At 46.5% G+C, this 14627-nt stretch carries 12 protein-coding genes; all 12 read right to left on the reverse strand.

Annotated elements, in window-relative coordinates:
* Positions 1 to 17: 17 nt before the first annotated feature.
* Positions 18 to 905 (reverse strand): 4-hydroxy-tetrahydrodipicolinate synthase, encoded by an 888-nt coding sequence (gene dapA, locus J2Z34_RS05425; protein WP_209458852.1) that lies wholly within the window; start codon positions 903 to 905, stop codon positions 18 to 20.
* A gap of 54 nt (positions 906 to 959) precedes the next feature.
* The gene (locus tag J2Z34_RS05430; protein WP_209458853.1) at positions 960 to 2285 is read right to left on the reverse strand and encodes an enolase C-terminal domain-like protein; all 1326 of its coding nucleotides are present in this window, start codon (positions 2283 to 2285) and stop codon (positions 960 to 962) included.
* Between the two features lie 14 nt (positions 2286 to 2299).
* Positions 2300 to 3187, reverse strand: coding sequence for a 2-hydroxy-3-oxopropionate reductase (gene garR / locus J2Z34_RS05435; protein WP_209458854.1), 888 nt, complete (start codon positions 3185 to 3187; stop codon positions 2300 to 2302).
* A gap of 59 nt (positions 3188 to 3246) precedes the next feature.
* Positions 3247 to 4758: a galactarate dehydratase gene (gene garD, locus J2Z34_RS05440; protein WP_209458855.1), complete on the reverse strand. Its 1512-nt coding sequence runs from the start codon at positions 4756 to 4758 to the stop codon at positions 3247 to 3249.
* Positions 4759 to 4847: 89 nt separating this feature from the next.
* Positions 4848 to 5861, reverse strand: coding sequence for a tripartite tricarboxylate transporter substrate binding protein (locus J2Z34_RS05445; protein WP_209458856.1), 1014 nt, complete (start codon positions 5859 to 5861; stop codon positions 4848 to 4850).
* A 61-nt stretch (positions 5862 to 5922) separates the two neighbouring features.
* A complete protein-coding gene (locus J2Z34_RS05450) occupies positions 5923 to 7269 on the reverse strand; it encodes an enolase C-terminal domain-like protein (protein ID WP_209458857.1) in 1347 nt (448 codons plus the stop codon).
* Between the two features lie 22 nt (positions 7270 to 7291).
* Positions 7292 to 8797 carry a tripartite tricarboxylate transporter permease gene (locus tag J2Z34_RS05455; RefSeq protein ID WP_209458858.1) on the reverse strand — a complete coding sequence of 502 codons (1506 nt, stop codon included), beginning with the start codon at positions 8795 to 8797 and terminating at the stop codon, positions 7292 to 7294.
* A 12-nt stretch (positions 8798 to 8809) separates the two neighbouring features.
* Entirely contained in the window at positions 8810 to 9295 is a 486-nt protein-coding gene (locus J2Z34_RS05460; RefSeq protein WP_209458859.1) for a tripartite tricarboxylate transporter TctB family protein, read from the reverse strand.
* Positions 9296 to 9665: 370 nt separating this feature from the next.
* Entirely contained in the window at positions 9666 to 10589 is a 924-nt protein-coding gene (locus J2Z34_RS05465; RefSeq protein ID WP_209458860.1) for a hypothetical protein, read from the reverse strand.
* Positions 10590 to 10723: 134 nt separating this feature from the next.
* Positions 10724 to 12175 carry a decarboxylating NADP(+)-dependent phosphogluconate dehydrogenase gene (gene gnd, locus J2Z34_RS05470; RefSeq protein ID WP_245250529.1) on the reverse strand — a complete coding sequence of 484 codons (1452 nt, stop codon included), beginning with the start codon at positions 12173 to 12175 and terminating at the stop codon, positions 10724 to 10726.
* Positions 12176 to 12350: 175 nt separating this feature from the next.
* Positions 12351 to 12959 carry a TetR/AcrR family transcriptional regulator gene (locus tag J2Z34_RS05475; protein WP_209458862.1) on the reverse strand — a complete coding sequence of 203 codons (609 nt, stop codon included), beginning with the start codon at positions 12957 to 12959 and terminating at the stop codon, positions 12351 to 12353.
* Between the two features lie 129 nt (positions 12960 to 13088).
* Entirely contained in the window at positions 13089 to 14126 is a 1038-nt protein-coding gene (locus tag J2Z34_RS05480) for a 3-oxoacyl-ACP synthase (RefSeq protein WP_209458863.1), read from the reverse strand.
* Between the last annotated feature and the right edge of the window lie 501 nt (positions 14127 to 14627).

Consider the following 14627-nt stretch of genomic DNA (forward strand, 5'->3'; position numbering starts at 1 on the left):
TATGTCAAAGACAAGCTTTAGATGAGCTCCATTTCCTTGAGGATCTTCCTGAGACTCTCTCTTTCATGTTCCTTAAGAGGTCCTACTGGTTCATAGGAGCATCCTACATCGATTCCCTGCATTGCAAGTCCTTCCTTGATAACCGCCGGGAATGTCCCGAGGTTAAAGGCTATCCTTAAAGGAGCAAGCTTGAACTGTGCTTCGAGGGCACCTTCCCTGTCGCCGGCCATATACTTGTCATAAATGTCAGCTGCAAGTCTCGGTGCAACGTTGGAGCATGATGCAATGGCACCTGCTGCTCCATAGCATAGAGCTGCATATATCAGGGTATCCCTGCCCATCATTACGTGGAAGTCCTTGCCTTTTGTAAGTCTCAGATACTCTTCAGTGTTAGTCATATCTCCTGTCGAATCCTTGACTCCTATGATGTTCTTGACATCAGCGAGCTTTGCCACAGTCGGAGGGAATATGTCCACACCAGTCTTTGGCTTGTTGTTGTACATGATTATCGGAAGGTCCGTACACTTCGCAATTGTCTCATAATGCCTGATGAGGTCTTCCTGTGTCGGGGTTATGAACATCGGAGTCAGTATTGACAGAGCATCAACCTTGCATTCATCTGCAATTTCAGCCAGCCTTACAGCTCCCCTGGTGGTTATGTGGTTGACTCCGGCATAGACAGGAACCCTGCCCTTTACCTCATCAACAGTTATCATGAGAAGTTCCCTGTATTCATCATCTGTCAATCCATAGAACTCGCCTGTTGTTCCTGCAGGGAATACACCGTGCAGTCCGTTTTTTATCAGATGATTGATCATCAGCCTCAGTGCCTTCTCGTCCAGCTTACCCTCTTTGGTCAGGGGGGTCACCAGAGGAGGTATGACGCCATACGGTTTAAAATCCATTTTCATTCCATCCTTACTTATCAAGGCATAAGCCTTGTTGATTTCTTTTTGTGCCTACCTGACCAGACAAGGTTTCTTGTTATCGAACTTCCAGTCCTTGATAAGGTACTGCATTGCCATGGAGTCATCCCTTGCTCCGAGGCCCTTCTCAAGATAAAGCTCATGGGCCTTCATTACCTTCTCCATGTCGAGCTCAATTCCGAGTCCCTTCATGTCTTTGGCTATGGTAACCTCACCATCAACTATCTTCATTGCGTTCTTTGTAAGGTCCTGTCCATCCTGCCATATCCAGTGCGTGTCTATGGCTGTTATGTTTCCAGGTGCCGCTGCTGCTGCATGGCAGAACATGGCAAGGGATACATCGAAATGGTTGTTTGAGTGGGATCCCCAGGTGAGTCCGAACTCATTGCACATCTGCGCGACTCTTACTGATCCGGACATGGTCCAGAAATGAGGGTCTGCAAGTGGAATGTCCACGCTGTGCAGAGCTACTGCATGGGACATCTGTCTCCAGTCAGTTGCGATCATATTGGTAGCTGTAGGAAGTCCTGTCCTCTTCCTGAATTCTGCCATGACTTCCCTTCCGGAGAAGCCTGCTTCGGCTCCGCACGGATCCTCAGCGTATGCCATTATCCCGTGCATGTCCTTGCAGAGAGATACCGCTTCCTCAAGTGACCATGCACCATTTGGGTCAAGAGTTATCCTCGCTTCAGGGAATCTCTCATGGAGAGCCTTAATTGCCTTGATCTCCTCTTTACCTTCAAGAACTCCGCCTTTCAGCTTGAAGTCCTGGAATCCGTATCTTTCCTGCGCTGCCTCTGCAAGCCTTACAATGGCTTCCGGAGTCATTGCCTCGAATCTTCTTACAGCTTCCCAGTCGTCCTTGAACTCATCCTCTATGAGGTAGCCAAGGTCTGTCTTCTTAGGGTCTGCTATGTAGAACAGGTAGCCAAGTGCCTTTACCTTTTCCCTCTGCTGTCCGTCACCAAGTAGTGCCGCTACAGGAACTTCCAGATACTTTCCGAGAAGGTCGAGGAGTGCTGATTCTACTGCAGTCACCACGTGAACCGTAGTCCTCAGGTCGAAGGTCTGAAGGCCTCTGCCTTCCTTGTCCCTGTCCTTGAACTTGTTGAATATCTCATTCATGACATTCTTGTAGTTTCCAAGCGACTGTCCTACGACAAGCTCCCTTGAATCCTCAAGTGTCTGTCTGATCTTTTCTCCGCCCGGAACTTCTCCTACTCCCTGGTTGCCTGTGTCATCCTTAAGGATTACAAGGTTCCTTGTGAAGTATGGTCCGTGAGCGCCTGAGAGGTTAAGAAGCATGCTGTCATAGCCTGCTACCGGAATAACGGTCATCTCTATTACTTTTGGAGTCATATCGCTACCTCCGCCTAGTTTCTTGTTACTTCGAGATTGTTCAGCTTCTCGTAGTACTTGACGAGTGCGGAATGGTCCTCTTTCTCAAGTCCGTCAGCCTTAAGCCCGAGCATCATCTCCATTACCTGTGAGGTAAGAGGAAGTGAAGCTGCCAGCTCGTGTGATGTATCAAGAGCATTCTGAAGGTCCTTGATATGGAGCTCAATCCTGAAGCCAGGGTCGAACCTTCTGTCCAAAACCATCGGAGCCTTAGCATCAAGCACTGTGCTCCCTGCAAGTCCGCCTCTTATTGCCTTGTAAACAAGCTCAGGATCTACTCCTGCCTTCTTTGCAAGTACGAGAGCCTCACTCATTGCCGCTATGTTAAGAGCAACGATTATCTGGTTTGCAAGCTTTGTTATGTTACCTGCGCCGATTTCTCCAACGTAGACAACAGATCCAGCCACTGTCTTCATTATGTCGTAGCACTTGTCGAAGGTTTCCTTGTTTCCGCCGACCATTACTGACAGAGTTCCATCGATTGCCTTAGGCTCTCCGCCACTTACAGGTGCATCAAGAAGATCGATGCCGAACTTGGCAAGCTCTGCGCTTACTTCCCTGCTTGCAAGTGGAGCTATTGAACTCATGTCGATGACTATCGTACCAGCCTTCGCTCCGCTGGATATTCCATTTTCACCAAGGCATACTGTCTTGACGTGAGGGGAATTCGGAAGCATCGTAATGATGATGTCTGTCTTTTCAGCAACTTCCTTGGCAGTTTCAGCCTTTTCAGCACCAAGCGCTACCAGTTCAGCAACGGCAACAGTGTTCCTGTCATTTACAATAAGCTCATATCCAGCCTTGAGCAGATTCTTGCTCATCGGCTTTCCCATTATTCCAAGTCCTATAAATCCTATCTTCATTTAATTTCACCTTTCCTTTGTATGATCGAATGTATGCAGATTATTCAATTATTCAGCGTCTATGTGATCGGAGCGGGGTTGAATACTGTCAGCGCATTGTATAGGCCGTACTCATCGCTGAAGGTCTTCTTCCTGCCTCCTGCCACATCGATTATGAACTCGAAGATTTCTCTGCCCTTCTCCTCCAGTGTCTTTTCACCGGATGCTATGTCTCCTGCGTTGATGTCTATCAGGTCAAACCATTTGTTCTTTAGTGCCGTGTTCGAGGATACCTTGATTACCGGCGCAACTCTCAGGTTGTAGGTAGTACCTCTGCCTGTAGAGAACACCTGGATCGTCATCCCTGATGAGAACTGCTGCGTTCCGCACACGAAGTCCGATGCGGGGGTTGCAGCGAATGTAAGTCCCGGTTTCCTGATCCTCTCGCCCGGTGACAGTACGTCAACTATGGGGCTTGTGCCGGATTTTACGACCGAGCCCAGTGATTTTTCGATTATGTTTGCAAGTCCGCCCTGCTTGTTGCCGGGTGTCGGATTCGCATCCCTGTCCACTTCTCCGCCTGCAAGGTAGTCGTCATACCATGACATCTCCCTTTTAAGCTTTTCAAGGACTTCAGGGGATACTGTCCTTGGTGCGAGGAGATGAACTCCATCCCTTACCTCGGACACTTCTGAGAACATGACCCTGGCTCCGGCAGCAACCAGCATATCGGCAGCATATCCTATTGCAGGGTTAGCAGTCACACCGGAAAAAGCATCGCTCCCCCCGCACTGCAGCCCTACAACCAGACCTGAAACCGGACATTCTTCCCTCTGCCTTCTGTTAAGCCTTTCGAGCTTTTCTTCTGCCTTGTCCATGATCTCATCCATTATTTCCTGGAAACCCTTGCAGTCCTGAAGGACAACAAGATCTCTGTCATCTATCTCAGTAAACAGCTTCTGCGGTGTAAGCTTCTCGCATCCCAGGGATACGGTTAACAGCTCGCCGCCGAAATTCGGGTTCTTTGACATGTTGAGTATCGTCCTGATTGGGATTTCGGAATTCTTTGCGCTTATTGCCACACCGCAGCCGTATGCATGATTTAATGCAGCAACATCATCTACATTCGGGTACTTCGGGAGAAGCTCCCTCCTTATCCTGTCGACAGCCACGTTCACTACACCTTCAACGCACTGCACTGTTGTTGTTATGGCAAGTATGTTCCTTGTACCGAAGGTACCGTCAGCATTCCTGTAGCCCATGAAGGTCCTGAGTCCGACTTCAGGTGCCGTCCATTTGTGGTCAAAAGAGCTCTTAAGGCTCTCAACCGGAACCGCTTCCCTTATCTTCACATTGCGCTCGTTGACCCAGCAGCCTTTTTTGATATCTTCCTTCGCATGTCCGATGACCTCACCGTACCTAAGTACTTCAGATCCCTCTGGTATGTCAGAAAGAGCTATCTTATGGGCCTGTGGAATGTCTTCTTTAGCAACAAGACCACCCTCGAAGGTACTGCCTTCCTTGGCTCCGCCTTCCCTGACTATGATCGCCACATTGTCCCTGTCATTGACTTTAATATACAACTCATTCATATCAGTTAAATCCCCTTGATATCCTTTACTTATGAGATTGGGGAAATATCTCTATTTCCCCAACTCTATGCTGCTAATTTTTGGGTATGTTACTTTTTAAGTAGAGCCTGGAACTTGAAGAACTCGTCTCTTGTTTCCTTTATGAGCTGTATTGCATCAGCAGTCTCATAAACTGTTACAGGCTGCTTGAAGCCAGTCTCAAGGTCCTTCGCATAGTCAGGATCAGTAGATATCTGCTTTGCAATGCTGCTCATCTTCTCTATTATCTTGGCATCAGTTCCCTTAGGGAACGCTATGATGTATGGCTTCTCCATTGCGAAGTCAAGGCCCTGCTCAGTGAGTGTCTTTATGTCGCCAAGGAATTCGTTTCTCTCAGCAGAGAACTGTCCGAGTGCAACCATGTCGCCAGTCTTCAGGTAATCCTGGATTGTTCCGTAGGAAATCGCCGCTACATCTATTCTTCCACCAAGAAGGTTAGTAACCTTTTCAGCTGCTGAACCTACGTCTACGACTTTAAGGTCGATTCCGGCCTGGTCCATGAGCATGAGTCCCTGAAGGTGAGAATATCCGCCAAGCTCTGTTCCGAATATTATGTCGCCAGGTGTAGCCTTTGCCTTTGCAACAAGGTCAGCTGCATCTGTAAGTCCGGACTGCTTGCTTGCTACAAGTATTACGCCCTTGTCAACTGCAGGTATTGCAGCAACATCAAAAGCATCGTATCCATAATCAACAAGTCCTGCGACTTCATTGACTATCATAGGTCCAGTGTGTGTAAAGAGGATTGTATTTCCGTCTGTAGCGGAATTCTTAACCTGTGATGTTGCAACTGAACCGCCTCCGCCTCCCATGTTGGTTATGATCATGGTCTGGCCAGTGATCTCTTCGAAGTACTTCGCAAATGTCCTTGCGTTGAAGTCTGTGTCGCCGCCTGCTGAAGCTGTTACAAGAACCTCTACAGTCTTTGTAGGCCATGCAGTCTCAGTCGGTGCTGAAGTGCCTGAAGGTGCTGTTGTAGGTGTTGTCGGAGTCTTGGCTCCGCAGCCTGCAAGCACGCCAACTGTGAGGACCATTGCTGAAATGATGGAAATTGCTTTGAATTTCATTCTTTTCTCTCCCTTTTTTGTAATATATATCCCTTTGTAATTGGAACCAAATTTATTCTGCCTATCTAACCAGGCAAGGTTTCTTGCTGTCGAACTTCCAGTTCGGAATAAGGTGCTGCATCGCCATGGCGTCATCCCTGTCATGGGAATCCATCTTGTTATACAGCTCGTTCGCCTTCATGACCCTGTCCATGTCTATTTCAATTCCGAGACCGGGCTTGTCGGTTACCTTGATCTTTCCGTCCTTTATTGCAATTGACTCGCCGCATAGCTCCTGTCCGTCCTGCCATATCCAGTGTGTATCCATGGCTGTGATTTCTCCAGGTGCTGCCGCTGCAGTCTGTGCGAATATCGCAAGCGAAATGTCGAAGTGGTTGTTAGAGTGGCTGCCCCACGTCATTCCCCAGTCGTTCAGGACCTGTCCTGCCCGAATCGAGCCGCTCATGGTCCAGAAATGAGGGTCTGCAAGGACTATGTCAACAGCTTTGCTTACAACTGAGTGGTGAAGCTGTCTCCAGTCTGTCGCTATCATGTTTGTCGCAACCCTGTGTCCGGTCGCCATCTTGTACTCTGACATTATTTCCCTGCTTGAGAAGCCCTTCTCAGGTCCGCACGGATCCTCAACATATGTCAGTATCCCGTGCATGTCCTTTGTAAGCTTAATCGCCTCATTCAGGGACCACGCTCCGTTAGGGTCGATGTTTATCCTGGCATCTGGGAACTCTTTCTTGAGAGCCCTTATCGCCTTCATTTCCTCTTCTCCATCAAGGACACCAGCCTTAAGCTTGAAGTCCTTGAAGCCGTATCTTTCCTTTGTAGCGTAAGCCTGCTCAACTATCGCTTCAGGAGTCAGCGCCACATTCCTTCTTATCCTGAACCATGGATCGCTGCTTGAAGATTCATCTATGTATGGCAGATTTACCTTGGTCCTGTCCGATACATAGAACAGATATCCGAGTATCGTAATGTCTTCCCTTTGCCTTCCGTCTCCGAGCAGAGAGCACACAGGCAGTCCCATGAACTTTCCAAGGAGGTCGAGAAGAGCTGACTCTATTGCTGTTTCAGCCTTTACCACGAACTTCAGGTTCTTCAGGTCAAGTCCCTGGAGCCCTTCGCCGTCGTTTCCTCCAGCGAGGTATCCTCCGCGCTTTACCGTCTGGACTATGTTCCTGTAATCTCCTATCTGCTTCCCTATGATAAGAGGCTTGTAGCTTTCAAGTGCCTTTGTTATGTCTTCACCACCGTGGACTTCTCCAAGGCCGGTGTTTCCTGCGCTGTCCTTCATGATCACGATGTTCCTTGTGAACATCGGGGCATGTGCGCCGCTGAGTGTCATTGTCATGCTGTCAAATCCCGCAACCGGGACAACCATCATTTCAGTTACTACTGGAGTACCTTTGATGTTCATATATCCACCCCTGTCTTCTGTTCTAGTCGCCGCTTCTCAGTATCGACTGTTTTTTCCTGACTTCACTGTAGATAGTCCAAAGCATTATGACTACCGTAAGCACCATAAAAACTGCAGCTATCGGGCTTTTAAAGAATCCTATGAAGCTGTCGTCTGTCATCATGAGTCCTCGTCTGAAGTTCGTCTCAGCCATAGGTCCGAGTACGAATCCTATAATGAAAGGAGCCTGCGGAATCTTGAACTTCACGAAGTAGTAGCCTACCGCTCCAAACAGGAGAATCGACCATACATCGAAAATCCTTGATGAAAGTCCGAATGCACCTACCACACAGAGTACGAACACTATCGGAAGAAGGATGTAGTTTGGTATGCTTAGCAGCTTTACGAATATCCTTATACCTGCAAACTCAAGGATTATCATGAGTATTGTTGATATGAAAACGGCCGCAAAGACTGTGTATACAAGTGGTCCGTAATTTACGAAGAGCATCGGTCCCGGCGCAATGCCATGGATCATGAATCCACCGAGAAGAAGTGCTGTAACAGCATCTCCAGGGATACCCAGAGTCATCAGCGGTATGAGAGCTCCTCCGATTGAAGCGTTGTTAGCAGTTTCGGATGCTACGATTCCATCTATGACGCCTGTACCGAACTTATCTGGATACTTCGAAGATTTCTTGACTACCATGTAGGCTACAAGATTGGATGTTCCTCCGCCTATTCCAGGCAGTATTCCAATTCCTGTACCGATCAGTGCTGAAATCAGGAAGTTCCACTTCTGGCTCATGAATTCCTTCATAGTAAAGCCGAAGCCCCTTATCTTAGTCACCTGAGCAATCTCAGCCTTACCTTCAAGCTTTGAAGATTCAGCAGTCTTTATGACTTCTGATATTGCAAAGAGTCCTATTAGCACGCATAAGGTATTGAACCCTGATGTCAGCTCCACAGTTCCGAAGGTGTATCTTAAAACAGCATCAACCGGAGCTATACCTACTGTAGCGAATACAAATCCTACAAGCCCGGAAAATATGCCCTTAAGCATTGAGTCCGTCGAGAGCGATACGATAAGCATGAGTGAGAATATTGCGATTGAAAAGTATTCTACCGGTCCGAAGCTAAGTGCAACCTTTGCAAGCGGCGGTGCAATGAAAATCAGAGCTACAAGACTGAACATCGTTCCCAGGAATGAGAACACTATTCCAACTCCCAGCGCCTTAGCTCCTTCGCCCTTCTCCTGCAACGGATGACCGTCAAAGCAGGTCGCGACTGATGAAGGTGTTCCCGGTATCTTAAGGAGTATTGCGGATATGAGTCCGCCTGATGTTGCTCCAATCCAAAGTGCAATGAGTATTGCCAGACCCATGGCCGGCTTCATGCCGTATGTCACAGGCAGAAACAGTGCAACTGCCATAGTGGCAGTGAGTCCCGGAAGAGCTCCGAAGAGTATACCGATCGCCGTTCCTGCGATCATGAGGATAAGTGTGCCAGGCTGCATTATGGCAACCAGTCCTTGTGCGAATAATTCCATGCTTTAGCCCCCCTATCCCAATAGTCCGGCTGGAAGCATAAGATCCAGACCAAACCTGAATGATACATAAATAATTGCTGAAGTTATCACTGCCACCAGTGCGTAAAGAAGATAGTTCTTCTTGATCCTCATCGGAACCAGCACAAGTATCTGGGCGAAAAGATACAATGATGACGATATTACGAATCCAAGCGGTTTTAGGAGTGCTACGTATACGAGTATCAATACTACTGTAATTAGCACCGTCTTCATGTCGCCCTTTTGGCCAGTCTTTGTTTCTTCGAAGGTACTAACATCGAACTTCTTAGCTGAAGCTGCACCCTTTACAGTCTGCAGCAGTCCCACAATGAGCATTATCGTACTAAGTATGTACGGGAAGAAAGTTGCATCGATGAGTTTGCCTTTTCTTGGAATCTGCATTGTCATAATGAGATAGAACAGGCCGAATGCAAGCATAGAAAGTCCGACTATCAGGTCATTATACTTTTTGAATTTCATTTTTATCCCCCTTCACTACTCCACACCTGGTTATTCTTTTGACAATCGTTAAATCCTGTCAATCGATTACTTCGATGTGTTGCATCGTTTACGCACCATAACATATAGCAAGAGCCATGCCAAAACCGTTTTCAAGTTAAAACTTTTTTACGAAATCGTAAAAACCGTGTTAAATACTGGACAAAATGACTTTTGATTGTACTCAATCTAAAACATCATGATTTCACAGGTTAACTTCCATTTCATAAGGCTGCAAACATCATTTCAAATTGAAATGATTGTTTCATATGAAATGAACGTTTCAAATGTTGAAATGTCTGTCATATTTTTCTATTTAGTTATTACCCCCTCAAACAGATTCAGGCGACTATCAGTCGCCTGAATCACATATTCTATCATCAATTTCATCCCTAGTATGGCCTTTCAGCTCCCATCTTCGTATAGATCCGCACCAGCTGGTAATTGCTCCAATGAAAGCCACCAGCTCATCAGAACCGGGAAATGCAGCAAGTTCCGCCAGGCCCCTTACAGTGTCAAGCTCATTGTAGCCTGACGCTATCTTGTCACGGGCAATATACAGCGCTTCCTTCATGGCTGCCATTTCATTGTCGCTGGCATAGGTACCGAGGAGATCCAGAATACCATTAAGCTTTTCCAACTCATCGCTTTCCATGTGGGAATTTGGATCCAGCAGCTCATCAGCTGCAAGCTGCTTGTATTCTGCAACATTTGAAATCTCCTGGGCATAGGCTACATTTGCCGGTTCTGTCACATCATCTCTGCAGATGACAAACCCCTTATCCTTCAGGTTCACACGGACAAGGCTAAATCTTCTGTCAAGAAATCTCCTTGTCTCTGCTTCAAGCCTCTCATCGTCAGAGTACAGGTTCCTCCATTCTTTCCCCTGTGCATTCCTGAGCGAATATCTGACAAGACGTACAAATTCCTCGACGGGTATCAGTCCGCATACCATTACCTGAACTTTTACAAGTTCCTCGATGATATCGAGCCTTTTTACCAGCTTCAGGGCAGATTTGTTTGATAGCTCCGGAAAAACATTCCCGGCGTTTCCCTCCAGGCCGAAATGCCCAAGGATTCCTGAGCTGGCAGCTCCTCTTTCCGTTCTTCCGGACAAGGCAAGGAAAGCATGCCTCGGAAGCAGGTATGCAAGCTCCTCAGGATTAGAAAGAACTGAAGATAAGGCATCAGTGAGAACCCCCTTGGTCCATCGGGATTTGGACTCAACACCGAGCTCGCTGCAGAGGTCGAGCAGCTCTGTCTTTCTCTTTTTCATAAGATTTTGTTGAATATACTCTAATAGATCCACGTTATCAGCCCCGTTTTTGAAGGATACCTATATTCTACCATTTTCGTTAACAAAAAAAAGGATGCCGCAAAGCTCTGCGGCACCCTCCTGAAATTACTGAATTATACTGAGTATACGCTTGCGTGCGTGTCTCCGCCTTCTCCAGACCAGTCATAGTGGAAGAATTCTCCCCTCTTCCTGTCAAGCCTTTCGAACATGTGGGCTCCGAAATAGTCTCTCTGAGCCTGAAGCAGGTTTGCAGGCAGCCTATCGGTGTGGTAGCCGTCATAGTATGATAGTGCTGAACTCATTGCAGGAAGGGATATCCCGTTCCTTACCCCGAGTATGACTGCTTCCCTCAGGCCTTTGGAAGCATCGTTCAATGTCTCGTTGAAGAAGCCATCCATCATGAGGTTTGAAAGTCCCGGATTCTTGTCATACGCCGTCCTTATGTCATCGAGGAACGCCGACCTTATGATGCAGCCGCCTCTCCATATTGTAGCGATCTCTCCAAGGTTCAGGTCCCACTTCCTGGATAGAGAAGCGCTTGCAAGCAGAGAGAACCCTTGAGCATAGGATATTATCTTGGCTGCATAGAGCGCTTTGCCAAGATTCTCAATGATCGCTGCCTTGTCACCTTCAAATGACTTTTCAATGAATGGAACCATCCTGGCTGCCACTACCCTCTCGTCCTTCATTGAGGACAGCACCCTGGCATATACTGCTTCCGTTATAAGTGAAAGCGGTTCTCCCTCGTCGAGCGCAGAAATTACAGCCCACTTTCCGGTACCCTTCTGCATCGCAGTATCGAGGATCTTCTCCACAAGAGGTTCCCCATCAGTATCTTTGGTCCTCAGGATATCTCTCGTTATCTCAACGAGATAGCTCTTGAGCACTCCATCGTTCCATTTCTCGAATATGTCGCCCATCTCATCATATGTGAGCTTCAGGACATCCCTCATTATCGCATAGACTTCAGTGATCAGCTGCATGTCTCCGTATTCGATGCCGTTATGTATGGTCTTGACATAATGTCCTGCTCCGCCATATCCGATCCAGGCTGTGCACGGCTCATTATTCTCACCAACCTTGGCAGATACAGCCTTGAAAATATCCTTTATACTATCCCAGGCTTCCTTGGCACCTCCGGGCATGAGCGATGGTCCGTATAGCGCTCCAAGCTCTCCACCCGAAACACCTGAGCCAACGAAGTAGATGCCCTTGTCATAGAGGTACTTGTATCTTCTTTCGGAGTCTTCGAAGTTGGAGTTTCCTCCATCGATTATGATGTCCCCTTCATCCACGAAGGAAATCAGCTGTTCTATAGTAGAATCTACTGTCGAACCAGCCTTGATCATTAGCATGATCTTCCTCGGTTTCGAAAGTGAGTTCACGAAATCCTCGATTGTCATTGCAGGGACAAAGTTCTTGCCCTTTCCGGTGCCTTCCATAAATTCTGATATTACGCTCGATGTCCTGTTGTATATCGCAACCTTATAACCTTTTGACTCCATGTTCCTTGCGAGATTCTCTCCCATTACCCTGAAGCCAAGTATACCGATATCTGCCTGCATATTCATTCCTCCTATTTTACGATAAATTCACCTTGATTATACCTCAAAAGGATATCAAAAAAAGGCTTATAGACAGATGTTAACAATTTTTGTCCAAAAATTCATCACTTTAAGGAAAATTTTTCCAACAAAATCAAAAAAATGCACCTCCCTAAGGAAGCGCATTCTGATTTTGCTATTTCTTTCTTATGAACAGACCATTCTCCAGCATAGACATGACCTGTTCTACAACAAGATCCAGGTCTACTTCCTCTTCGTCCTGGAACATGACATACTTCAGACCGAGGAATGTGGAAACTCCCATCAGCACATATGACATTACCGAAGTGTCAAAATCTCTTGCTTCGCCACTCACCTTCGCCTCGTCAAGCCCCTTCCCGTATCTTCTGCCGAACTCCTCATAGTAATCCATGAACAGCCCCTTATCAATATAGAGGGATTCCCAGATGATGTTGTAGGCGTGCTTGTTGGCTCTTACAAACTCAAGATATGACTTCAGTCCCTTACGTTCCATCTCGATCCTGGAATCGCCTTCAACTATGTTTGAGGCTATCGCCTTCCTTATGTCATGGTTGTATCCAAGAAGAAGATACCGATAAAGGCTGAACTTATCCTTGAAATATATATAGAATGTACCCAGTGCAACATCAGCTTCGCTGGTAATATCAGTAATGGATGTGCTATGGTACCCCTTCTCATAGAATAGGCTCTCTGCAGATTCGAGTATCCTGTCCATTGTTGCCTGACCACGTTTTGTCTTAGGTTTCTTTATAACATCATTCAAAGCCATACCTCATTCCAATTAAAGATTTTCCGCATTATGTCAGGTCCTCAGCCTGTTGTCCATACATACATTCTATTGATGCATTGGTGCCATGTCAAAGTTTTTCCAATCTGATACACCTGACGTCATTTAAGACGTTGGATTCTCGCCCCAACGTATGATATTGGCAGCCCATGCATATCCTATTCCAGCAGCTATCATGGCAACTACAGTTCCATCGCTTACCTTACCTGACTCAAGTGCCATTTGCAGAGAAAGTATCTGGTCTATCTGCCCCATATGCCCGTAGTCCTCAAGGTATGTAGTCTGACCTTCACCCATACCTAGCTCCTTTAGAAGGTTCTGGTGCTCAGACCTTTTTATATGAAGTATGGCAAGGTACCCTAAGTCAGCCCTTTCTAGGGAGGCCTTCCTGAGCGACTCGTCTATGCACTTCAGCCAGTTCCTAATTGAAACCTCTTTGAGCCTCGACTTCATCTTCGAAGGTTCGAGCACTCTCAGGCTCTTCTTTGATTCCTCAACATTATCTTGTGTGACTACCCTTTCGGTTCCGCCTATTTCAACTCCCACACTCCTTGAAAGACTCCCGTCTGATATGATGTGGGATCCGAGGATAAGGTTCCTTCCGTATCCCTTTTTCAGTAGGATTGCTCCCCCTCCGGCTGACAGGTCGAACATCATCGAAACATCATTGTCCGTGTAGTCTATGAAGTCCCCGTTCCTGTAGCCGCCTGCAATGAGTACTGTCTTCGCATCCTCATCTGCAATTAGCATATCACAGGCTATCTTCATGGCAGTGACAGTTGTACAGCACCTGTTCTGCATATCAACTCCCCACGCATTCCATGCGCCTATCCTTTCCTGTATATATAGCGCAGTCGTGGTTAGCGGAAATTCCTTCCATTCTTCACCGATTGAAATGATGATATCGATGTCCAGGGGGTCAGTTCCGGTATTCTTAAGGCACTCCAGCGCAGCGAGCGCTCCCATTTCCTGAGTCCCGTCTTCAGGTCCGTCACCGGGCACGTATTTCCTTCGTATGCCGAGCTTATCTACGACAGCTGCTTCGCTCCATGCTCCGTTTGACGCTTCAGCTATTTCTTTTGCTGTCATGAAACCTTTAGGAATGTACAGCCCGGTACCGACTATTCCCACACTTCCCTTCATATGTCACCTCCAGATTTACTATACTTCTCAATTTCAATGCCGCTTTGCTTTAGTCTACCATTTATTCGGTGTCCAATCGAACTAAAAATGAACCGCCATTCCATCACAGTCAATTATTTCACAATGAAAAGCTTTTAATAATATAAAAATCCATCTATTCTAATTATGCTTCGTAAATAAAGGGTCATGGCAACATGAAATTGCCATGACCATCCAAAACATGATATCAGCCTCATGTTTTTAAATTTTATTGAATAAACTGTTGAAATTAACGTCTTCAATTATTCACTTACAAGATATCTGATTAATTTGTTGATAATTTGTTAATTTTGATATTTTCATATTTTCTCAGCAACGTGATTTTGTATGAATTTAACAGCTGGAAAAGTATCATTTAATCAGTTTAGCACGCATCTATTTTCCATTTTGCTAATAAATAAAAATTTAACAATATTCTATTGCATTATCCTTTTCTCTATGGTTATAATGAACTCAACATGA

It is taken from the genome of Youngiibacter multivorans (assembly GCF_017873395.1).
Lineage (GTDB): Bacteria > Bacillota > Clostridia > Clostridiales > Clostridiaceae > Youngiibacter > Youngiibacter multivorans.